Below are 21,534 nucleotides of genomic sequence, written 5' to 3' on the forward strand. Positions count from 1 at the left end.
ACGAGCATGATCTCGAGCCGCGGCCCATCGATGACGAGGCGCGATACCCCCGGACAGGAACACGGCTGCCGCTCTCAGAACGCCGGCAGCGAGCGGCGCCATCCAGAGACAGCACAAGAGCGAGAGCCTGCCGACGGTAGGAACAGGTCGAGGCGATCCTTTCGGCTCACGGACGCTCCTTCCGCGGTTTCGCCGGAATGGCTGTCGTCCCGATCACCAGGAGGATCATCGCTCGCTGCACATTGGTGCGTTGGAACGAAACGGCTTTCGAGCCGCTGAAAGCGCAAGCTCTCAACCGGGAACCAGCTCGCGGGTAAATACTCGCCGTATCATGGCGCCCTCGTGATGCCATGGTTGTCGCTCGCGGGTAGCGCCCTTTAGGATCGGGCCGTGCTCGGCCGTGGATCGGCCGGGAAAGGGAGGACGAGGGATGAACCGGATCGACCTTGCCGGGCGGCGTGCCGTCGTCACCGGTGCGGCGCAAGGCATCGGGCTCGCCATCGCGAAGCGACTGCTGCAGAGCGGCGCGGCCGTGGCGTTGTGGGACCGCGACCCGCGAGAGCTCGGCCAGGCGGTGAAGGAGCTCGGAGGGCTCGGCACCGTGGCCCCGGTCGAGGTCGACGTGACCCGGCTACCCATGGTCGAGGCGGCCACGGCGACGACACGGGACGCGCTCGGCGGGATCGACATCCTGGTCTGCAACGCCGGGATCGCCGGTCCCTCCATGTGCCTGTGGGAGTATCCGGTCGAGGAATGGCAGCGCGTCATCGACATCGACCTCACCGGCGTGTTCTACTGCCTGCGTACCGTGGTGCCCGTGATGATCGCCCAGAACTACGGCCGGATCTGCTCCACGGCCTCGATCGCCGGCAAGGAGGGCAACCCCAACGCCGGGCCCTACAGCGCCGCCAAGGCGGGCGTGATCGCGCTCACCAAGTCCCTGGGCAAGGAGCTGGCAGCTTACGACATCGCCGTGAACTGCATCACCCCGGCCGCGGCCAGGACGCGGATCCTCGAGCAGATCAGCCAGGAGCACATCGACTACATGCTCTCCAAGATACCGCGCGGGCGCTTCGTGACCGTGGAGGAGATCGCCGCCATGGTGGCCTGGCTGGTCTCGAGCGAGAACTCGTTCACGACCGGCGCCGTGTTCGATCTCAGCGGCGGCCGCGCCACTTACTGAGGCCGGAGCGGGACGTGCGGGAGCGGGTCGGATGAACGAGGCCTGGGTGGATGCCGCGACGGTGGCGTTCGTGACCTTCTTCGTCACGATCGACCCGGTGGGCCTCGTTCCCATCTTCATCGGCCTTGCCCGCCATCTGCCGCCGGCGCGGCGGCACGGCGCCGCCGCGAAGGGGGTCGCGGTAGGCGCTGCCGTGCTCGCCGTGTTCGCCGTGTTCGGCGACGCGGCGCTCACCCGCCTCGGCATCGGTCTTCCCGCCTTCCGTATCGCGGGCGGAATCCTGCTCCTGCTCCTTGCCCTCGAGATGGTGTTCGAGCGCCGTGGCCAGCGCCGCTCGGTCGCGGCCGAGCATCTGCAGGAAGAGCTCGCCGTCGAGGACATCTCGGTCTTCCCGGTCGGCATCCCACTGATCGCCGGCCCGGCCGCGATCACGGCCGTGGTGCTGCAGATGACACGCCACGCCCACGACCGGGGCGAGCAGATCGCCGTCCTGCTCGCCCTAGCCGCGGTCCTCCTCCTGGCCTACGTGCTCCTGCTGTTCTCGGGCTGGATCGGCCGACTGCTCGGCCCGACCCTGGTCGTGGTGCTCTCGCGCCTTCTGGGCCTGCTCCTCGCCGCCCTTGCCGTCCAATACGTGATCGACGGCCTGCGCGAGGCGTTCCTGTCGTAGGCGTCGCCCCTCGACACGGGCGCGCGCGGCACAACATTAGAAGCATGAGCAGCGAGATCACAAAGCGCGACACGAGCGACATCGCATCGTTCCTCGAGGAGATGCGGCGGCTCCCGGCGGCCTCGAAGGCGGGCACGAGGGGGCGTCTTATCTTCGCTCTGGATGCGACCGCCTCGCGCGAGCCGACCTGGGATCTAGCCTCGCACGTGCAGAACGAGATGTTCCTCGAGGCCGGGCACCTGGGCGGGCTCGAGGTGCAGCTCGTGTTCTACCGCGGCTTCGGCGAATGCAAGGCCAGCGCCTGGGTGCGCGACGGGCAGGAGCTGGTCCGTCTGATGCGCGGCGTGCGCTGTGTCGCCGGCAAGACCCAGATCGGGCGCGTCCTGCGCCACGCCGTGAACGAGACCCGCAAGAAGTCGGTGCAGGCTCTGGTGTTCGTGGGCGACTGCATGGAGGAGGACGTCGATGCGCTGGGCGAGCTCGCGGGCGAGCTCGGCCTTCTGGGTGTCCGCGCCTTCATGTTCCACGAGGGCGACGATCCCTCGGCCGCGCGCGCCTTCCGGCACATCGCCACCCTTACCCGCGGGGCCTACTGCCGGTTCGCGAGCGGCTCGGCGCAGGAGCTGAAGGCGCTCCTCGCCGGGGTCGCGGCCTACGCCGCCGGCGGTACGGCCGCGGTCGCGGTACTCGCCCGGCGTTCGGGCGGGGTCGTCAGGCTCCTGGAGCATCAGCTCCGCTGACGCCATGCTGGCCTATGCCGCCCTCGGCCTCGTGACGCTCGGCCTCGTCTACCTCCTGGGGCGCTGGTTCGCGACCATCCCGGCGCGCGATCTGGCGCTGGCGCTCAAGACATTCGTGGCCGTGTTCACGGCGCTCACCAGCACCGGGCTCGTGCTGACCGGCAGACTCGGCCTCGCCCTCGTCACGCTCGCCGCCACCGTGGTGGCCGTCCGCGCCGTGATGCAGAGCAGGCGCGGCGCCGATCCGCTCGGGCCGGCGCCGGGCAGCGGGAGGATATCGGAGGTCGAGACCGACCTCCTGCGCATGCGGCTCGCTCATGCGAGCGGCGAGGTCGAAGGGGAGGTCCGCGCCGGCCCCTTCGCCGGGCGCGAGCTGGGAAGCCTCGGCCTGCGCGACCTTCTGGCCCTGCTCGACGAGGCGCGCCGCGAGGATCCGCGCTCGGTGCCGCTGCTCGAGGCCTATCTGGATCGCCGTGAGCCGGGCTGGCGCGAGGCCGCCGAGGAAGCGGGCCGGGCCGGGGACGACGCCTCGCCCGCCCCCGCTGCGATGGATGAGCGCACCGCGCTCGAGATCCTGGGCCTCGAGCCGGGTGCGAGCGAGGCCGAGATCAGGGCGGCGCATCGGCGGCTCATGGCCCGGCTGCACCCCGATCACGGCGGCAGCTCCTATCTCGCGAGCCAGATCAACCGCGCGCGCGACTATCTGCTGCGACCGCATCGCTGAGCTAACCGAACGTTCATCGTTGCGTGCTAGGAACAGCCTCGTGGATGGATGGGGCCGAGAGGGTGCGCCAAGGGCGTGGTTGATATTGTACGGCAGCAGCCGCTAGAAGCATACCCGCGCGAAAGATGGTGCCCTGCACCCAAAACGCGGGCGCGACCGCTCCGCACCATCGAGCGCGGTGAGGTCGAGCGAGGTCGAATGTAGATGCGACAGGTTCGCAAGGTCGTCTTTCCGGTGGCAGGGCTCGGGACGCGAATGCTGCCCGCGACCAAGGTGCTGCCCAAGGAGATGCTCCCGGTCGTGGACCGGCCGATCATCCAGTACGCGCTGGAGGAGGCGGCTGCCGCCGGCGCCGAACAGTTCATCTTCGTGACCGGCCGCGGCAAGACCATCATGGAGGATCATTTCGACCGCGCCTACGAGCTGTTCGACACGCTCGCGCGCAAGGCCAAGACGAAGGAGCTCGAAGCCCTCGAGCGCAGCGTGCCCGGGGCCGGCGCGGTGGTCTACACGCGCCAGCAGGAGCCGAAGGGCCTTGGTCATGCGGTCTGGTGCGCGCGCCACATCGTGGGCGACGAGCCGTTCGCGGTCGTGCTCGTCGACGACTTGATCCATGCCGAGAAGCCTTGCCTCGTCCAGATGGTCGAGGCGCAGCGGGAGTCCGGCGGCAACGTGCTGGCCGTGATGGAGGTGCCGACGGAGCACACCTCGCGCTACGGCATCATCGCGCCGGGAGAGACGCGGGGCCGGCTCACCGAGGTCAAGGGCATGGTCGAGAAGCCGCAGCCCGAGGCCGCCCCCTCCAGGCTCGCCGTGATCGGTCGCTACGTGCTGATGCCCGAGATCTTCGAGATCCTCGACGGGCAGAAGCCCGGAGCCGGCGGCGAGATCCAGCTCACCGATGCCATGGCGCAGCTCATCGGCCGGCAGCCCTTCCACGGCTATCGGTTCGAGGGCCGGCGTTTCGACTGCGGAGACAAGCTCGGCTATCTCGAGGCGATCGTGGCCCTCGCCTCGGCCCGTGCCGACCTGCAGCCCGGCTTCGGCGAGATGCTGAAGCGCTACATCTGAACGGCGCCCACGAGAGCGAGGGAACGAATCATGCGTATCGCGATGATCGGCACGGGCTATGTGGGCCTGGTGTCCGGAGCCTGTTTTGCCGAGTTCGGGCTCGAGGTGGTGGGCGTCGACAAGGACGAGAGCAAGATCCGCATGCTCGAGGAGGGCCGGATCCCGATCTACGAGCCCGGCCTCGACGCGCTGGTCGACAAGCACAAGGCCGCAGGCCGGCTCTCCTTCACCACCGATCTCGCCGAGGCGATCGACGGGGCGGACGCCATCTTCATCGGCGTAGGCACGCCATCGCGCCGCGGCGACGGCCATGCCGACCTCACCTACGTCTTTGCCGCCGCCGAGGAGATCGCGGCCAAGCTCAAGCACGACACCCTGGTCGTCACCAAGTCCACGGTCCCGGTCGGTACGGGCAGGAGACTGCAGAAGATCTTCAAGACCCAGCGGCCGGACCTCGAGATCGACGTCGCCTCCAACCCCGAGTTCCTGCGCGAGGGCTCGGCGATCGAGGATTTCCTGCGGCCCGACCGTGTGGTGTGCGGTGTCGAGAGCGATCGGGCGCGCGAGATCCTCGCCCAGTGCTATAGACCCTTGAACCTGATCGAGACCCCGATCCTGTTCACCGCGCTCGAAACCGCCGAGCTGATCAAGTACGCCACCAACGCGTTCCTCGCGACCAAGATCACCTTCATCAACGAGCTCGCGGACTTGTGCGAGCGCGTCGGAGCCGACGTGCAGCAGGTGGCCAAGGGCATGGGGCTCGACGGGCGGATCGGCCGGAAATTCCTCCATGCCGGCCCGGGCTACGGCGGCTCGTGCTTCCCCAAGGACACGCTGGCGCTCCTACGTACCGGCGAGCAGTACAACACGCATCTGCGCATCGTCGAGACGGTCGTAAACGTCAACGAGGGCCGGAAGCGGCGGATGGTCCGGAAGATCACCGACGCCTGCGGCGGCTCGGTGGCGGGCAAGACCATCGCGATCCTGGGTGTCACCTTCAAGCCCAACACCGACGACATGCGCGAGAGTCCGTCTCTGGTGATCGTGCCGGCGCTGCAGGCCGAGGGGGCGGTGATCCGCGCCTACGATCCGGAGGGGATGCGCGAAGCGGCGAAGCTCCTGCCGGACGTGGGCTGGTGCCAGGACAGCTATCATGCGCTCGAGGGTGCGGATGCGGCGGTGATCCTGACCGAGTGGAACGAGTTCCGCGGCCTCGACCTCGATCGCGCCCGCTCCCTGATGCGCCAGCCGCTGATCGTCGACCTCAGGAACATTTTCGATCCCGCTCAGGTCGCCAAGGCCGGCTTCGCCTACACCTCCGTCGGCCGGCCCGTGGCCGCGGGACCGACCTGAGCCTTTCTCCTCGCAACCGACAACGTCCAGGTCCGGAACGAGCATGCCAGGTCAGGCGCACACCTTCCACCCCACGCTGCTGCGCGAATACGACATCCGCGGCATCGTCGGCAGCACGCTTTCCGAGGGCGATGCCCGTGCCATCGGTCACGGCTTCGGCACATTGGTGCGAGCGGCCGGCGGCCGGAAGGTGTGCCTCGGCTATGACGGCCGGCTGAGCTCGCCGGCGCTGGCAGCGGCAGCGAGCGCTGGGCTGCAGGCGGCGGGGCTCGAGGTGCTGCTCTTGGGCCTCGGGCCCACGCCCATGATGTACTTCGCCGTGCACCATCTCGGTGCCGACGGCGGGATGCAGATCACGGGCTCGCACAACCCGCCGGACTACAACGGCTTCAAGATGATGCTGGGCACCAGACCGTTCTATGGCGCCCAGATCCAGGAGATCGGCCGGATCGCGGCCGAGGGTGCTTATGCCGAGGGAGCCGGCACCGCGACCCGGGTCGACGTGTTCGCGACCTATGTCGACCGGCTCCTGGCCGACTACCACGGCACGCGGCCGCTCTCGGTGGTCTGGGACGCCGGCAACGGTGCGGCAGGGCCGGTGATGGAAGCCCTGGCCGCACGGCTGCCCGGCCGGCACAAGTGCCTGTTCGCGCAGGTGGACGGCCGCTTCCCCAACCATCATCCCGACCCGACCGAGCCGCACAATCTCGAGGACCTGATCCGCGAGGTGACCTCCGGCGGCTACGAGCTCGGCATCGGCTTCGACGGTGATGGCGACCGGATCGGCGTGGTCGACGGCAAGGGCCGGATCGTGTTCGGCGACCAGATCCTGCAGGTGCTGGCCGAGGACGTGCTGCAGCGCCATCCCGGTGCTACGATCATCGCCGACGTCAAGAGCAGCCAGGCCTTCTTCGACAGGATCGCGGCGCTCGGCGGCCGACCCTTGATGTGGAAGACCGGCCATTCGCTGATCAAGGCCAAGATGGCCGAGACCGGGGCGCCGCTTTCGGGCGAGATGTCGGGCCACATCTTCTACAAGGACGGATTCTATGGCCACGACGACGCACTCTATGTCGCGATCCGGTTGCTCGACATCCTGGCGCGCGGGCAGCGCACCATGACCGAGATCAAGGATGCGATGCCGGTGGCCTTCAACACGCCCGAAGTCCGCTTCGACTGCCCGGAGGAGCGCAAGTTCGCCGCCATCACCGAGGTGAAGGCGAATCTCGCGGCCGAGGGTGCCGAGGTCGACGACACGGACGGAGTGCGGGTGAGAACACCGGACGGCTGGTGGCTGGCACGCGCGTCGAACACGCAGGCGGTCCTGGTCGTACGCGCCGAGGCCCGCTCGCCCGAGGCGCTGGACCAGCTCAAGGCCGAAGTCCGGCGTCAACTGGGCCGGGTCGGCATCGAGGCACCTGCGAGCTTCTGAGCTCGACTTTGGCCATTCGAGGCTGGCTCGGCCGCAGACCGGCGGGCGGCGCGGGTGAGGCGGCGGAGCGGGTCGGCGGTAGACTGGCGCGTCCCCGCCGAGAGACGCCGCCATGCCCCTGCCAGCCCGCTTCGCCGCCGTCATCCCAACCGTCATCCCGGCGTGCCTGCAGCAGCGAACGTGGCGCCGTGCCGAGCTGCTGCTGATCGGCGCCGTTCTCGCCCCCGGCAAGCGCACCGTGGCCAGCCTGCTGCGGATCACCGGCCTCGGCCGGGAACGGCGGTTCACCAACTATCCGCGCGTCCTCGACCGGGCGGTCCGGGATCCCCGCGCGGCGGCCCGCCTGCTGCTCGGCCTGCTGATCGCCGCCTTTGCCCCGAGCGGCCCGATCGTCCTCGGGATCGAGGACACGATCGAGCGCCGGCGCGGCACGCGCATCGCCGCCAGGGGCATCTGCCGCGACCCGACCCGCTCCTCGACGAGCCACCGCGTCAAGGCCAGCGGCCTGCGCTGGCCGAGCCTGATGCTCCTGGCGCCGATCCCCTGGGCCGGGCGCTTGTGGGCGCTGCCGTTCCTGACCGTGCTCGCCCCCTCGGAACGCTACGGCCGCGAGCGCGGCCGGCGGCACAAAAAGCCGACCGACTGGGCACGGCAGATGGCACGGCAGGCACGCCGCTGGCTGCCCGGACGGGAGAGCGTGCTGCTGGGCGATAGCAGCTTCTCTGCCCTGGAATGCCTGGTGACGCTGGCACGGTATGGCCTGACCGGCATCGCCCGTCTGCGGCTGGACGCGGCACTGTATGAACCGGCGCCGCCGCGCCGGCCAGGAACGGTCGGGCGGCCGCGCACCAAGAGAGCGCGCCTGCCGACCTTGGCCGAGTGCCGCGCCCGTGAGGACACGCGCTGGATGCGGGTCACGGTGCCCGGCTGGTACGGCGACCGGGAGGTCGAGATCCGTTCTGCCACCGCCGTCTGGTGCCACGCCGGCCTGCCGGTCCTGCCCATCCGCTGGGTGCGGCTGCGCGATCCCCTGCACCGCTTCGACCCGCAGGCGCTGCCCTGCACCGATCCTGCCCGCGATCCGCTGCAGATCGTTCGCTGGTTCGTCCAGCGCTGGCAAGTCGAAGTCACGTTCCGCGCGGTGCGCGACCATCCCGGCGTCGAGACCCAGCGGCAATGGTCGGATCGGGCGATCGCCCGCACCACGCCCTGCCTGCTCGCGCTGTTCTCCGTCGTAACCCTACTCGCGGCACGCCTCGATCACCGCACCCGCTCGGCTGTGTGCACCGATGCCTGGTATCGCGGGCTGCGGCCGACTTTCACCGACGTCCTTGCCGCCGTGCGGCGGCAGTTCTGGCGCGAGCAGGGCTTGCTCCTGTCATCGCGACAGGCGGAGGTGAGGAAACTCCCTCCCGCGCTCCGCCACGGCGTCGCCTACCCGCTCTGCCATGCGGCCCGATGGCCAAAGTCGAGCTCAGGGTGCTCGGCTGCTGCCGCCGCCCCCTCGTCGATCACCAGGGCAGCGCCATCAGGTCACGGACCATGGCCTCGCTCGCCCCCGTCCTCATGACCGGCAACCGCTGCAAGCGTCGGATCGCCGGGCGAGTCCTCGGCACGGTACCAAGTCCGCCGCCCAACTGGAAGGTGGCTGCCACGGACGTGGCATCACCATGTCAGGCCGGAACGCGTAAGCCGGTTCGCAACAGGCGCTTACGGTCCGCGGCCGGGCCGACGAGCAGCTCGTAGTCTCCGGGCACCAGCCGCGGCGTGAAGTCCTGGCCGACGAAGGCGAGATCATCGGTCGTGAGCGTGAACCGGACGCTCTTCCGCTCTCCCGGCAACAGGACGGCTTTCGCCACCCCTTTGAGCTCGAGCACGGGCCGCGAGAGACCCGCGGCGGGAGCATGCACGAACAACAGGACCGTCTCCTCGCCCTGGGCCGGACCGTCGTTCGAGACCTCCACCTCGACGGCACATCGCTCGCCCTGGCGCAGCTCGCCGGGGCTGACGTGGAGATTCCGCAGCCCGAACCGCGTGTAGGCCAGGCCGTGCCCGAACGGAAACAGCGGTTCGGTCGGCATATCCAGGTACTTGCTCGAGTACCGGGATGCGGGGTCGGGCGGCCGGCCCGTCGGTAGCTGGGCGTAGAAGATCGGAACCTGGCCTACCTCGACCGGCCACGACACGGGAAGCCGGCCGGTCGGATTCCAGCGGCCGCTCAGGACGTCCGCGACGGCGTTGCCGGCCTCGCTGCCGAGGAACCACGTCGCGACCACGGCATGCGCGCGCTCGAGCAGCCAGGGAACGAGGAGGGGACGGCCCGAGGACAGGAGGACGACCACGGGCCGGTCCAGGTCCAGAACCGCGCGCGCGAGGTCCGCCTGGCAGCCGGGCAGATCCGGGCGGGCGCGGCTGGCTCCCTCTCCGCTCATCCACCATGCCTCGCCGAGGCACAGCACCACGACATCCGCTGCCCTCGCGACATCGAGAGCCGCAGGAATGCCGCTCCGGTCGCCGCTGTCGATCTCGACCCCGCAAGCCTGCGCGATGCCGCTCTCGGGGAAAGCATCGCGCAGGCCCTCGAACAGGGTGACCGCTCCCCCGATCAGTCCGGCGGCCGACCACGGCCCCAACATGTCGCGCCGCGCATTGGCGAGCGGGCCGATGACGGCGAGGCGGCGGGCCGTCCCGCGCAGCGGCAGCAGGCCGTCCCGATTGCTGAGGAGCACGATCGAACGGCGCGCGGCATCTCTCGCCAGGGCGCGGTGCGCCCGTCGCTGCGCCCGGCTCACCGCCGCGCCGCCTTCCCGGTAGGGATCGTCGAACAGGCCGAGCCGCTGCTTCAGCTCGAGCACCCGACGGACCGCGGCGTCGATCTGCGCCATGCTCACCCGCCCCCGCTCGAGCGCCACCGGCAGCCCCGAGGGATAGGCGTCGCTCATCATGTCGATGTCGACGCCCGCATCGAGGGCGAGTGCTGCCGCCTCGGCGAGATCCTGCGCCAGGCCCATGGTGACGAGCTCGGCGATGGCGCCGTAATCGCTGACGATGACGCCCTCGAACCCCCATCCCGCGCGCACCAGGCCGCGCAGCAGATCCGCATCGGCCGACATCGGTCTGCCGGCGAGGGCGACGAAGGCCGGCATGATCGCGGCCACGCCCGCCGCCACCGCCGCCCGGAACGGCGGCAGGTAGACCTCGCGAAAGGCGCGCTCGGACAGGTCGATCGGGGCGTACTCGCGCCCGGCGGTCACGGCGCCGTAGCCCGCGAGATGCTTGGCGGTCGCGGCCAGGCTGTCGGCGGCGGCCGGGTCGGGGCCCTGAAAGCCGCGCACCTTGGCCGCGGCGAAACGGGCGGCGAGCCAGGTGTCCTCGCCGGGACTTTCCACGATCCGCCCCCAGCGCGGGTCGCGCGCCACGTCCAGCATGGGGGCGAAGGTCAGCGTCAGCCCGTCCGCTGCTGCCTCCACGGCCGCGGCCCGCGCCGTCCTCTCCCAGAGCGCCGGGTCGAACGCCGCCGCCTCCGCCAACGGCACCGGGAAGATGGTCCGGTAGCCGTGGAGCACGTCGAGGCCGAAGATCAGCGGTACCCGAAGACGGGTCTCCTCGACGGCGATCCTTTGGATCTCGCGTATCCTCTCCCGTCCATGCAGGTTGAGCATGCTGCCGATCCGCCCCGCGCGGACGGCCGGGACGTAATCGGGAACGCCACCCGGACCGGTCACGGTCAGGCCGGCGGTGAGCATCGTGAGCTGACCGATCTTTTCCTCGAGCGTCATGGCCGCGAGGAGCGCGTCGATCCGGGGTGCCGGAAGGGTCCGCCCCGCAATCCCGGTCGCACCGGCACAGCGCCCGGAATCGGCCTCGCACCGATCCGGCAGCATGCGCCTGGGAAAGCCCGGCAGAGCCGTTCCGGGCATCGCTCCCAGCAGCAGGGCGGCGAGACCACCCGCCCCGAGCACATGCCGGCGGCACACGCCGTCCTGCATGATCCTGTCGACCTCCGTCGAGCTCGTCGGGGTCCATCCTCCCGGACGACCTCATCCTGTAGCATGATCCATCCCGATCGGTCGACCGGGGTCGGACGAGCCGCCATCAGCTTCGTCCGCGCCCACGAGATCATGCTGCAGGTGACGCCGTGCATGGCCCCCGAGACCGCCGCTACGGGTTGGGCCGGCCAGACCCGCCTTCGAGGCGCATTAGGCTGGGTCGCCTTCGAATAGCGGCGGAAGTCGGTGACCGGCCGGATCTGCCGATCGGCGGCGGGATCGTTCCGGACCGACGGGACGGGAGGCGCCGGCCGACCCCGTTCACGGCATCGTCGCGATCGCCAGCACGATCTCGGCGAACAGCACGATCGCGCCAAGGACGATGCCATAGCCGGGAAGCCCGAAGGCCGGGGCATCGCGGGCGAGGGTCGCCCCGCCCGGTGCCCGTCCTCGCGATGGAACGGTTCCAGGATCTCCGGGCAGATGGCCGAGCAGTGGGGCCGACACCCAGGGCTCGCCGGCAAGCTCGTCTTTCGCCATGGTGACAGCCTCGGACGGTTCGGGTTGCTGCTGGAGCGTGGCGGTCACGACCGGCTGCCCCTGACCCGCACGCCCGGCCGATCGTGAAACGATCATCATAGCCCGAAACGACCCTCCGATACCATGCCGTATCGCGAGGCGCCGCGCCCGTCGGTGCCATCCGGCGCCATCGCTCCGTGCAACTCCCGGGCGCGCCCTTCGCTGCACGACCGGCATGGCTCTGGTCACGAAGCATATCATGGTATATTATAGCGTAATTGTCGTGTTCATTATATCGTTTTGCATTGGATCAACGAAGAATACGCCCGCCAAGCTTGCCGACGCGCGACTCACGCCGGCGGCCGGCCATGGCGGCGCAGGTTCACCAGAATACAGAGGGAGGTCACCATGAGCACACCTCGAAACAACGATCTCGCACGCAAGGTGCTGCTGCTCGAGACCCGCTTCCCCTTGGCGCTCGCGCGGGCGCGCACGTTGCAGCGGCTCGGCTGCCGGGTGCTCGGTCCGGCCGGCTCGGCAAGCGAGGCCGTGGATCTGCTCGATCGTGCCAGGCCCGATCTGGCGCTGCTCGATCCCAAGCTGCCCAAGCGGCAGCTCGCCCGGGTGATCGCGGCCCTCGAGAGCTGCGACGTGCCCTCCGCCTTCATCGTCTCCGATGACGACGAGCCGTCGTTCGGCCATCCGGCGCTGCCCGATGCCGCCTTCAGCCCGAACGCCGCTCCGGAGCTGGAGCGGCTCTTGGGTCAGCTCCTGTCCTGACGCCGGCAGGCCGCGCGGCGAGGTATCAGTGCCCGATCCGAGCGGGGCCGGCCTCCCCGGGAACGGGCAGCAGGGGACCTCGTTCCGCCTCGCCCCCTGGTCGCCCGCCCGACGCGAGCGTCGGCTGCCACACGACCAGGGGGCATGGGCCAGCCTCCGTCGCCGCCTCGTCCCGCCGCTCAACCCGAAGCGTCAGGTAGGCGGCTCCCTTCGGGGCGAGAGGCATCCTCACCCGCGCCCGCGGCTCGGGCAGCCCGATCGTCACCTCCTCGCCGGCAACCCCGCCCCGCTCGTCGACTGGCTTCGCCCGCAGCACGATCGCGTGCGCCGACCGGCAGTCCCTCGCATCGATCAGAGCGCTCAGGATGACTCCGCCGCGAGCCGGCGGGCCGAAATGGACGAACGTGACCGGTCCCTGCGCCAGATCGGCCTCGAGCCGCAGACTCTCCGGACCGCCGCCCGCGACGCGCACCGTGCCGCCGGCGCCGAGTCCAAGCCAGTAGGGTTCGGCACCCGGAGGTCCGCCCACGTCGGCACGGATCTCCTCGAGCGCTCGCAGCGCACCGGCGAGCGACGGCGCGGCGCGGCGCTCGAACAGCAGCACCCGCACGCCGCCGGCGAGCTCGAAGCTGCCGGGCAGGCGGGCGAAGTCGCGTGCGACACCCCAGCCCTGGACGAACTGGTCGACCACCGTGCGCACGACATCCTGCTCGCCGGGCAGCAGATGGAGCTGCGCCGGCACGGCGACCACCACGATGTCGGCCGTCAGCAGAGCCTGCAGCGGATACCTGCCGGAAGAGTCGATCTCGGGGCTGCGGACCACCTCGAGCCGACGCGGGTCGCCGGCCGGGAGCTGCGCGACGGCGCCGCGGACCAGATCGGGGTTCAGGCGCTTCGAGGAAGCGGCCACGAGCACCTTCCGGCCATGGGCGACGCGCTCGAGCTCGGCGAGCAGCGCGTCCACGGCCGGCCGGTCGCTGCGGGTCTGGGGCGGGTAGGCCCGTGCCAACCAGAGCGCGTTCTCGTCCGCGAGCGGCAGCAGCCCGGACCCGTGCGCCGCGTTCAGGCCGATCAGGCCCGCGAGCAGGGTCGCGAGCGCCGTCCGCCAGCGGCGTGCCCGCAGCAGGATCGTCCAGAACAGCGCCACGAGGCCGAGGGCCACGACGATGGTGCTGCCGAAGGTATACTGCCACTGCCCCTGGCGGGGGCCGGCGAGCCAGATCGCGAGGAACACCCCGCCGAAGATCAGGAGCAGGCGCGCGGGACGACGCCGGGCCACATCCAACGCCGATGCGGCGAGAAGGCCCAGAAGCGCCAGCGCTGCCACGATAGCGCCGTAGCTGCCGGCGAAGAAGACGAGCACATCGGCGACGGGCTCGCGGTAGGAGGCGTAGAAATCCGAATAGTCGGTCGTGAGAGCGCGCCAGGCGAACGCGGGCGCCACGGCGAAGACCGTTGCCGTCGCCACGAGGCCGACGAGTCCGGCGCGCAGCAGCCGTGGCAGCGCCGTCCACGGCCGGAGCCGCATTCCTGTGCGCGTGGCGCCGGCGACGTCGGCGGCGATCGCGACCAGGAGCGCGGTGCCGGGATAGGCGAAGTGCCGGCGGAACAGCACCGCGCCGCCGATCAGAAGGCCGAGCCGGACGATGCTCCGCCAGCGCGCCAGCACGGGATCGCCGAGATGGACGAGAAGCGCTGCCGCCAGCAGCACCCCGCCGCCCGCATCGGGCATGCCGCGCAGCGCGGCCGTCCAGGTCGGCGGCAGCAGGAGGGTGGCGGTCACGGCGGTCCAGAATACCGGGCGCTTCGGCAAGGACGGCTCGAACAGCCTGGTCGCCACCCCGCCCACCACGAGCGCCAGCGGCACGGTGTAGACGGCGGTGATCGCCGCGACATAGACGAGGCGCGAGGTACCGAGCAGCCAGACGAAGGGCAGCAGCGGCACGCAGGGCAGCATGTTGTAGTCGCGCGAGAGCGAGAGCACGAGATCGGCGAGGCCGTGCAGAGGGCTGGCCTGAAAGGCCGTAGCGAGCTCGAAGGTGCGGTCCTGATAGCCGCGCTGATCCCAGAAATAGAGCTGCGTCTCGAGCGAGACGTAATGCCAGACGAACCCGAGCGAAAGAGCATAGGCCACGAGCAGGAGCACGCAGTCCTGCAAGGAGATCCTTCCGACGGCTCTCACCATGGCCTTCTTCGCTTGCCCGATCTTCCGAACCATGAGCCGGCCACGGTCGCATGGGGCGGCCATGGCCGTGCGCAGGTTCAGGTGCCGTCGCAGACACAGACGACAGCCACCGCCAGCGTCAAGGGCAGATCCTGCTCGGGCAGGACCATCGGGCGGACGAGCCGACGAAGCGGCGGTACACTCCTCGGCTGCCCGCCCGCGCTTCATGGCAGGGGATGGAGGACGAACTCGGGCAGGGAGCCGTGCGGATCGCGGAAGTAGACGCTCGTGCCGCATCCGTGCGCGCCGTTGCGCGGCATCGGGCCGAGCTCGACCGCGCCCCCGCAGGCGCCGATCCGGATCAGCGGCGCGCTGGAGCCGGCGAAGGCGAGGCGGCTACACGGATCGTGCTCATGGGCCGTCCTTCACGCGGTACCGCTTTCCGGCTCGCTCCGGCGCCGACGCTCCGCCTCGTCCCAGGCGGACAGAGCCTGGTAGTCCGGGACGAAGCCCAGACCCTTTCTCGCATCGGAAGAGACCGCCCGCTGCGAGGTCACCACGTCGACCAGCGCGGGCGCGTTCGCCAGCGCCCGGCTCAGCGCCGCGGGCAGGTCACGGGCGTCCTCCACCCGCTCGCCGTGAGCGCCGAGCGCTCGCGCCATCGCGGCGTAGTCGGAATGCCGGAGCGTGGTGCCGACGACCCGGCCGCCATAGTTCGCCTCCTGATCGTAGCGCTCGATGTTCCAGGCGGCGTTGTTCGCGACAATGAAGACCGCCTTCGCCCCGTGCCGGACCGCAGTGTCGATCTCCATGGCGTTCAGGCCGAAGGCGCCGTCGCCGTTGACCGAGATCACCTGTCGGCCGGGAAAGGCCAGCGCCGCCGCGATCGCGAACGGCACGCCCACACCGAGGCAGCCGAAGGCGCCGGCATCCATGTAGGTGCGGGACGTCAGCCCGACCCGGGCGAAGCTCAGGATGTCGCCACCGTCGGCGATAGCGATGTAGTCGGGCTCGGCCACTTGAGCGATGGCATCGAAGATCCGGGCGGGATGGATCTTGCCGTCGGCACCGGTGAGCTCGCCACCGGCGGGCGCCGATGCACGCTCGCGGTGCTTGCGGCGCAACCCGTCGGCCCACTCCCGGTCGACGTTCGGCGCGCGGTTGCCGGCAGCCTCGACGATCGCCCGCAGCGCCAGGCGCGGCGAGGCCAGGATCTCGGGCCGGCCGCGCCGGTTGTCGACGAGCTCGCCGGCATTGTCGGCGATGCGCACGAAGCGCGCGTGCGGGAACACGGCGGGCGAGCCGTAGCCGAGCTGGTAGTCGAGCTTGCGGCCGATCAGGAGCACGAGATCGGCCTGGCTCATCGCCGCGGCCCGCACGGCACCGACAACGGACGCGTGCTCGGCCGGCACGAGCCCGCGGCTCTCCTGGGTGTCGAGATAGAGGGCGCCGGTCGCATCGAGCAGCCGCACCAGCTCCTCGCCGGCCCCCCTCGCCCCCCGGCCGGTGACGACGAGCGGACGCCGCGCCGACCACAAGACCTCGACCGCCGCGGCCACGGCCGCAGGATCGGGCGGCAGCGTGCGCGCGGGCTTGGGCTCGAGCCACTCGTCCAGCACCAGCGCCGGCGGGACGCGCTCGCGCAGCACATCGGTCGGGATCTCGAGATAGATCGGGCCGGGCTCGCCGAGATCGCCCAGCGCCCGCGCCACCCCTTCGTCGAGCTCGCGCAGGACCTGCTCGGCGACGCGGAGCGTGCGCGCGAGGCGGGTCACCGGCCGCAGGATGTCGGCGTGGGGGATGTCCTGGAGCGGGCCCATGTTGGCCTGGGGACGCGGCGGGCAGCCGCCTAGGACCAGGACCGGCGCCCTGGCCAGCGAGGCGTTGGCGACCGCCGTCACGGTGTTCGTGACACCGGGGCCGGCCGTGACCATGGCGACGCCGAGGCTGCCGGTCAGCTCGGCGTGGGCGTGCGCCATGTGGACCGCGGCCCCCTCGTGGCGGACGTCGACGATGCGGATGCCGAGGCGCGCCACGTGGTCCCAGATTGGCTGGATGTGGCCGCCCTGCAGGCCGAACACCCGGTCCACCCCGCGCGCTTCGAGGAAGCGCGCTATCCAGGCCGCACAGGTGCCCGTGTCGGCATTGAGGTCGATGGTGCCGCTCGAAGCCTCGTGCACGTGTCAGCCTCCCTGTTCGCTCGTGAGCCGCGCCTTCAAGGCCCGATGCAGGATCTTGCCGGTGGCGGTGCGCGGCATCTCCTCCTCGCGCAGGAACGTGAGGGAGCGCGGGCGCTTGTAGCCGGCGATCCGGTCCTTGCACCAATCGAGGAGCTCGGCCTCGGTCGCGGTCGCATCGTCGCGCAGGACGACGACCGCATGGACGCGCTCGCCCCAGGTCGGATCGGGCAGCCCGATGACGGCGAGATCCCTGACCGCCGGATGGGTGCTCAGGACCGCTTCCACCTCCGACGGGTAGACGTTCTCGCCGCCGGAGATGATCATGTTGCTCTTGCGGTCGACGAGGTGAATGTAGCCGTCCGCATCGCGGCGGGCCATGTCGCCGACCGTGCAGTATTCGCCCCGGAACGCCTCGTTCGTCTTCTCGGGCAGCTTCCAGTAGCCGTCGAAGGTGTAGGGGGTCGAGGAATAGAGCTCGCCGGGCTCGCCGTCCGGCACCTCCTCACCGTTCTCGTCGAGAAGCCTGATCGGCACCGAGCCGATGCATTCGCGCCCGACCGAGCCCAGCTTCGTGAACTGCTCCTCGGGATGCAGCATGGTGACCCAGCCGGCCTCGCTCGAGCCGTAGAGCTCGTAGAGGCCGGAGTTGCGGAACATCTCCATCACGGCGCGCTTCGTGTCCTGGCGCGCCGGGGCCGAGGAGATCATGAGCCTCGTGACCCGGCCGAGGTCGTACCGCTCGCGGACGGCGGCCGGCAGGCCGAGCAGCATGATGTAATGGGTCGGGACGAGCGAGGTGAAGGTCGCCCCCTCCTCGGCGAGTGTCCGCACGCAGTGCTCGGGATCGAAGCTCTTGCGCGAATAGATGGTCGTCAGAGCGCCGCAGTAGCCGAACGCACCGAAGAAGTAGAGCGAGTTCGCGTGGCACATCGGCATGACGAGGAGTGCCGCGTCGTTCCGGTCGATCTTGAGCTCGATCGCGGTGACGAGCGAGAGGAGGGCGCTGCCCTTGTGGCTGCGGATGACACCCTTGGGCCTGCCCGTGGTGCCGGAGGTGTACATGAGCGTCCAGGGATCGGCCGGCGAGACCTGCTGATCGGGCTCGGCGTCGCCGGCGGCCGCGATCAGGTCCTCGTAAGCGCGCCAGCCGGCAGGGCACGGGCGCTCGCCGAAGTGGACGAGGTTTCCGGTCGGGATCGGAAGGGCCGTACCCATCGCCTCGACGAGATCCACGAGCTCGTCCTGGACGACGAGCGCCGAGACCTCGGCGTTCTCCAGGATGTAGCGGGCTTCCGGGGCGGTGAGGCGGAAGTTGATCGGGACCGCGACCAGGCCCGCCTTCGCGGTCGCCGCATAGATCTCCGCCCACTCGAGGCAGTTGTAGGCGAGAACCGCGACGCGATCGCCCTTCGTGAGGCCGAGACCCGAGAGCGCATTGGCGAGCCGGCAGGCGCGCTCGTTCCACTGCCGGAAGGTCATGGTGCGCTCGAGATCGCGGGTACCCGTCCGATCGGGGAAGAGGCGGGCGTGCGCCGCGAGCATCTGCCCCAGGGTCAGGAGATTCTTCATGGCCGGCCTGGCGCGGCCGCCGTCGTCTTCCTCATCGATGCCTCCCCCTTCTCGTATCTAGTGCTCCAGGCTGCTCGTGAGACGCGAGGCGGCCTCCTCGACGTGGCGCGACGCCAGGTTTGCAGCGGCCTCCTCGTCACCGCGCCGCACCGCCTCCAGGATCTCGCGGTGCTGTCGCCAGGTGGCCGGAGGCTGCCTGGCGATGCGCAGCACCTCGCCCATCACCCGTCGCAGGTAGCGCCAGTGGACCTGTGCGGTCGGCCCGAGCACGGGATTGCCGGATGCATCGTAGAGGAACCTGTGGAATTCGACGTCCCTTGCAACCATCTCGCGGACCGAGCCCGCCACCACGGCCGCCTCGCCGGCCGCGAGGATCTCTTCTCCTGCCCGGCCGATCCTGGCCGCCTCGGCGGGCGATGCCGCGCACCGGCCGGCCGCGAGGCGGGCTGCCAGCGCCTCGAGCGCCGCCCGGACCTGGTAGTGATGCCTTACCGTCCGGGGATCCAAGGGTGCCACCATCAGCCCGCGCCGGCCGGCATCCAGGAGCACGCCGTCGTTCTTCAGCAGCAGAAGAGCCTGCTGGACCGGCTGGCGCGAGACGCCGAGCCGTGCGGCGAGCGCTTCCTGCACGAGATGGGTGTTGGCCGGGATCGCGCCCTCGCAGATCTCGTCCAAGATCGCCTCGTAAGCCTGCCCCACGAGGCTCGGCCGGGGCGTGAGAGGGTTCATGCTGGCTCCATCATTTCAGCCTTGCATTCCGTATTCGGAATGCGGTACGGCGTCAAGACCGAGTGCTCGGCAGCAGGGAGGCAGGCAAGGGTGCGGCAACGATCGATATGGCCGATCGCGTCCTTCGCATGGGCAGTGTCGGTGCTCGCGACCGAGGCGGCGGCTGCCGGCTCGATCGAGGTCTCGCAGGCCTGGACGCCGGCCGTGGCCGAGACCGGAATCGACCATCCGCTCTACATGACGATCGCGAACACGGGAGCCGAGGCGGACGCGCTGCTCCGATTCCGCTGTCCGGTGGCGCAGTTCTCGGAGAAGCGCACGACCGATTACGGCGAGGGAAGCCCGCACGCCCGCGAGATCAAGGCGATCCCGATCCCGGCCAACGAAACCGTCGTGCTCGAGCCGGGCGCCTATCACCTGATGTTGCTGCAGACGACGCGGCCGCTGAAGGCGGGGGAGACGTTCTCCTGCACGCTTTCCTTCAGGAACGCTGGCCCGACGCAGGCGGAGATCAGAGTCGTGACCGGAAATCCGCTATCGGCACCATGACACGGGCGCGCCGAGTCTCGTATATGCTCCTCGCTCCAGACAAGAGCATCGCAACAGGGAGGCGATCATCGTGACAAGCTGGTCTCGTTCGACATGCTGCTCGGTGCTGGCTCTCGCCCTGACCTGCGGCCTCGCCGCGGCCTCGGCCCGAGCAGCCGACGCGCCGGTCACCCAGGACCGCCTGCTCAATCCCGACAAGGAAGAGGGCAACTGGCTGCTCCACCATCGCAACTATGCGGCGCATCGCTTCGCCCGGCTCGATCAGATCAACCGCGAGAACGTCAAGAACCTGAAGGTCGCCTGGACCATGGCGCTGGGCGGCGTGGAAGGCGGCGGCATCTGGACCCATGGCGGGCTCGAGGGCACGCCGCTCGCCGAGGACGGCTTCCTCTACGTCACCGATGGCTGGGGCTCGGTCTACAAGATCGACGCGCACGGCGGCCGCGGCAAACTCGTCTGGAAGATGGACCCCAAGACCGACAAGGACTGGGCCGGGGCAGTGGCGTGCTGCGGCGTGGACAATCGCGGCGTGGCGCTCTGGAACGACAAGGTCATCTCGCACACGCTCGACGGACGCCTGATCGCCACGGACAAGAAGACCGGCGACGTGGCCTGGCAGGCACAGCTCGCCGACCCGGACAAGGGCGAGGTGATCACCGGGGCGCCGCTGGTAGTCAAGGACATGGCGATCACCGGCGTCGCCGGCGCCGAGTACGGGATTCGCGGCTGGATCGCGGCCACCGATCTCAAGACCGGCAAAGAGATCTGGCGCACCTACACCATCCCGGCCAAGGGTGAGCCCGGCAGCGAGACCTGGCAGGACGAGCACAACGCGGCCGCGACCGGCGGCGGTTCGACCTGGGTCACCGGCAGCTACGACCCGGCCACGAACACGCTCTACTGGGGTGTGGGCAACCCCGGTCCCGACTGGGATCACGAGTACCGGCCGGGCGACAATCTCTTTACCGACAGCACGCTGGCGCTCGACGCCGACACCGGCAGGATCAAGTGGCACTTCCAGCACACGCCCAACGACCCGTTCGACTACGACAGCGTGTCGGAGAAGGTTCTGGTCGACCTGCCCGACGGGAAGAAACTCGCGATCGAGGCCGACCGCAACGGCTTCGCCTACGCGCTCGACCGCAGCAACGGACAATTCGTGTGGGGCATGCCGTTCGTGAAGCGGGTCTCCTGGACCAAGGGGCTCGATCCCAAGACCGGCAAGCCCATGGAGTACGATCCCAACAAGCCGATCCAGCCCTATCTCGGCAAGCCGGACCGCACCAACACGGTCGCCACGATCTGCCCCGGCAACATGGGCGGCAAGAACTGGCCGCCGACGGCCTACAACCCCGATCTCAAGCTCTGGTACATCCCGGTGATCGAGAGCTGCAACCAGATCACCGTCAAACCAGCGGTTCCGGGCGAGTCCTTCAAGCCCAGGGAGTTCTTCACCGGCGGCGGTCCGAAGCAGCCCGAGCGCATCACCGGCAGCATCACCGCCGTCGACGTCGCGACCGGCAAGATCGCCGGAAAGCTGGAAACACCCTACCCGCTCCTGGGCGGGATGCTGGCGACACCCGATCTCGTCTTCACCGGTCATCCCTCGGGCGAGATCACGGCGCACGACGCCAAGACGCTCGAGAAGCTCTGGGAGTTCAACACGGGCTCCGGCCTCAACGCCCCGCCGATGACCTTCGTGGTCGACGGCAAGCAGTACGTGGCGATTCTGGCCGGCGTGGGTGGTGCCTGGGACAAGTGGTTCATCGATTCCACGCCCGAGCTCAAGAGCATGCAGCCGGGCTCGATGCTGTTCGTCTTCGCTCTCTAGGGCAGGCGGCGAAGGGCGGGCGTCGGGAGGCCGGCGCCCGCCCGGTTGTGG

17 protein-coding genes are annotated in these 21,534 nt (G+C 69.9%); 11 read left to right on the forward strand and 6 right to left on the reverse strand.

Going from position 1 to position 21,534, the window contains the following annotated elements; genetic code table 11:
- Positions 1 to 430: 430 nt before the first annotated feature.
- From U1T56_RS21975 to U1T56_RS22010, 8 genes are all read left to right on the forward strand, one after another.
- Positions 431 to 1,183, forward strand: coding sequence for an SDR family NAD(P)-dependent oxidoreductase (locus U1T56_RS21975; RefSeq protein WP_418161653.1), 753 nt, complete (start codon positions 431 to 433; stop codon positions 1,181 to 1,183).
- 31 nt (positions 1,184 to 1,214) lie between these two features.
- The gene (locus tag U1T56_RS21980; RefSeq protein WP_418161654.1) at positions 1,215 to 1,853 is read left to right on the forward strand and encodes a MarC family protein; all 639 of its coding nucleotides are present in this window, start codon (positions 1,215 to 1,217) and stop codon (positions 1,851 to 1,853) included.
- Between the two features lie 44 nt (positions 1,854 to 1,897).
- Complete coding sequence (locus U1T56_RS21985; protein WP_418161655.1) at positions 1,898 to 2,593, forward strand: VWA domain-containing protein; 696 nt, start codon at positions 1,898 to 1,900, stop codon at positions 2,591 to 2,593.
- A gap of 4 nt (positions 2,594 to 2,597) precedes the next feature.
- Positions 2,598 to 3,317, forward strand: coding sequence for a DnaJ domain-containing protein (locus U1T56_RS21990; RefSeq protein WP_418161656.1), 720 nt, complete (start codon positions 2,598 to 2,600; stop codon positions 3,315 to 3,317).
- Between the two features lie 204 nt (positions 3,318 to 3,521).
- On the forward strand, positions 3,522 to 4,388 hold the full coding sequence (gene galU, locus U1T56_RS21995; protein ID WP_418161657.1) for a UTP--glucose-1-phosphate uridylyltransferase GalU: 867 nt from the start codon (positions 3,522 to 3,524) through the stop codon (positions 4,386 to 4,388).
- A gap of 30 nt (positions 4,389 to 4,418) precedes the next feature.
- Entirely contained in the window at positions 4,419 to 5,741 is a 1,323-nt protein-coding gene (locus tag U1T56_RS22000) for a UDP-glucose dehydrogenase family protein (protein ID WP_418161658.1), read from the forward strand.
- A gap of 43 nt (positions 5,742 to 5,784) precedes the next feature.
- Positions 5,785 to 7,173, forward strand: a complete 1,389-nt coding sequence (gene pgmG / locus U1T56_RS22005) for a phosphoglucomutase/phosphomannomutase PgmG (RefSeq protein WP_418161659.1) — start codon at positions 5,785 to 5,787, stop codon at positions 7,171 to 7,173.
- A 112-nt stretch (positions 7,174 to 7,285) separates the two neighbouring features.
- On the forward strand, positions 7,286 to 8,743 hold the full coding sequence (locus tag U1T56_RS22010) for an IS701 family transposase (RefSeq protein WP_418161660.1): 1,458 nt from the start codon (positions 7,286 to 7,288) through the stop codon (positions 8,741 to 8,743).
- A 103-nt stretch (positions 8,744 to 8,846) separates the two neighbouring features.
- Here the strand turns inward: U1T56_RS22010 and U1T56_RS22015 are convergent, their stop codons facing one another.
- Entirely contained in the window at positions 8,847 to 11,162 is a 2,316-nt protein-coding gene (locus U1T56_RS22015) for a glycoside hydrolase family 3 N-terminal domain-containing protein (protein WP_418161661.1), read from the reverse strand.
- A gap of 321 nt (positions 11,163 to 11,483) precedes the next feature.
- On the reverse strand, positions 11,484 to 11,750 hold the full coding sequence (locus U1T56_RS22020; RefSeq protein WP_418161662.1) for a hypothetical protein: 267 nt from the start codon (positions 11,748 to 11,750) through the stop codon (positions 11,484 to 11,486).
- A 339-nt stretch (positions 11,751 to 12,089) separates the two neighbouring features.
- Between U1T56_RS22020 and U1T56_RS22025 the strand changes: the two genes are divergently transcribed.
- The gene (locus U1T56_RS22025; protein WP_418161663.1) at positions 12,090 to 12,461 is read left to right on the forward strand and encodes a response regulator; all 372 of its coding nucleotides are present in this window, start codon (positions 12,090 to 12,092) and stop codon (positions 12,459 to 12,461) included.
- A 25-nt stretch (positions 12,462 to 12,486) separates the two neighbouring features.
- Here the strand turns inward: U1T56_RS22025 and U1T56_RS22030 are convergent, their stop codons facing one another.
- The 4 genes from U1T56_RS22030 to U1T56_RS22045 all read right to left on the reverse strand — a co-directional run bounded on the left by U1T56_RS22030 (position 12,487) and on the right by U1T56_RS22045 (position 19,103).
- Complete coding sequence (locus tag U1T56_RS22030; protein ID WP_418161664.1) at positions 12,487 to 14,646, reverse strand: hypothetical protein; 2,160 nt, start codon at positions 14,644 to 14,646, stop codon at positions 12,487 to 12,489.
- A 404-nt stretch (positions 14,647 to 15,050) separates the two neighbouring features.
- Positions 15,051 to 16,805: a thiamine pyrophosphate-binding protein gene (locus U1T56_RS22035; RefSeq protein WP_418161665.1), complete on the reverse strand. Its 1,755-nt coding sequence runs from the start codon at positions 16,803 to 16,805 to the stop codon at positions 15,051 to 15,053.
- A gap of 3 nt (positions 16,806 to 16,808) precedes the next feature.
- Positions 16,809 to 18,374, reverse strand: coding sequence for a class I adenylate-forming enzyme family protein (locus tag U1T56_RS22040; RefSeq protein WP_418161666.1), 1,566 nt, complete (start codon positions 18,372 to 18,374; stop codon positions 16,809 to 16,811).
- 57 nt (positions 18,375 to 18,431) lie between these two features.
- Positions 18,432 to 19,103 carry a GntR family transcriptional regulator gene (locus U1T56_RS22045; RefSeq protein WP_418161667.1) on the reverse strand — a complete coding sequence of 224 codons (672 nt, stop codon included), beginning with the start codon at positions 19,101 to 19,103 and terminating at the stop codon, positions 18,432 to 18,434.
- A gap of 39 nt (positions 19,104 to 19,142) precedes the next feature.
- On the opposite strand from U1T56_RS22045, the gene U1T56_RS22050 reads away from it, so the two are divergent.
- Complete coding sequence (locus U1T56_RS22050) at positions 19,143 to 19,652, forward strand: copper chaperone PCu(A)C (protein ID WP_418161668.1); 510 nt, start codon at positions 19,143 to 19,145, stop codon at positions 19,650 to 19,652.
- A 106-nt stretch (positions 19,653 to 19,758) separates the two neighbouring features.
- Positions 19,759 to 21,483 (forward strand): PQQ-dependent dehydrogenase, methanol/ethanol family, encoded by a 1,725-nt coding sequence (locus U1T56_RS22055; RefSeq protein WP_418161681.1) that lies wholly within the window; start codon positions 19,759 to 19,761, stop codon positions 21,481 to 21,483.
- Positions 21,484 to 21,534 lie beyond the last annotated feature (51 nt).

The sequence above is a fragment of the Benzoatithermus flavus genome, assembly GCF_037908215.1.
GTDB lineage: Bacteria > Pseudomonadota > Alphaproteobacteria > Geminicoccales > Geminicoccaceae > Benzoatithermus > Benzoatithermus flavus.

Excerpts from the sequence above, each read along its gene's own strand:
- U1T56_RS21975 (WP_418161653.1), top strand. The coding sequence starts at position 431 with ATGAACCGGATCGACCTTGCCGGGCGGCGTGCCGTCGTCACCGGTGCG.
- U1T56_RS21980 (WP_418161654.1), top strand. The coding sequence starts at position 1,215 with ATGAACGAGGCCTGGGTGGATGCCGCGACGGTGGCGTTCGTGACCTTC.
- U1T56_RS21985 (WP_418161655.1), top strand. The coding sequence starts at position 1,898 with ATGAGCAGCGAGATCACAAAGCGCGACACGAGCGACATCGCATCGTTC.
- U1T56_RS21990 (WP_418161656.1), top strand. The coding sequence starts at position 2,598 with ATGCTGGCCTATGCCGCCCTCGGCCTCGTGACGCTCGGCCTCGTCTAC.
- galU (WP_418161657.1), top strand. The coding sequence starts at position 3,522 with ATGCGACAGGTTCGCAAGGTCGTCTTTCCGGTGGCAGGGCTCGGGACG.
- U1T56_RS22000 (WP_418161658.1), top strand. The coding sequence starts at position 4,419 with ATGCGTATCGCGATGATCGGCACGGGCTATGTGGGCCTGGTGTCCGGA.
- pgmG (WP_418161659.1), top strand. The coding sequence starts at position 5,785 with ATGCCAGGTCAGGCGCACACCTTCCACCCCACGCTGCTGCGCGAATAC.
- U1T56_RS22010 (WP_418161660.1), top strand. The coding sequence starts at position 7,286 with ATGCCCCTGCCAGCCCGCTTCGCCGCCGTCATCCCAACCGTCATCCCG.
- U1T56_RS22015 (WP_418161661.1), bottom strand. The coding sequence starts at position 11,162 with ATGCAGGACGGCGTGTGCCGCCGGCATGTGCTCGGGGCGGGTGGTCTC.
- U1T56_RS22025 (WP_418161663.1), top strand. The coding sequence starts at position 12,090 with ATGAGCACACCTCGAAACAACGATCTCGCACGCAAGGTGCTGCTGCTC.
- U1T56_RS22030 (WP_418161664.1), bottom strand. The coding sequence starts at position 14,646 with ATGGTGAGAGCCGTCGGAAGGATCTCCTTGCAGGACTGCGTGCTCCTG.
- U1T56_RS22040 (WP_418161666.1), bottom strand. The coding sequence starts at position 18,374 with ATGAAGAATCTCCTGACCCTGGGGCAGATGCTCGCGGCGCACGCCCGC.
- U1T56_RS22045 (WP_418161667.1), bottom strand. The coding sequence starts at position 19,103 with ATGAACCCTCTCACGCCCCGGCCGAGCCTCGTGGGGCAGGCTTACGAG.
- U1T56_RS22050 (WP_418161668.1), top strand. The coding sequence starts at position 19,143 with ATGCGGTACGGCGTCAAGACCGAGTGCTCGGCAGCAGGGAGGCAGGCA.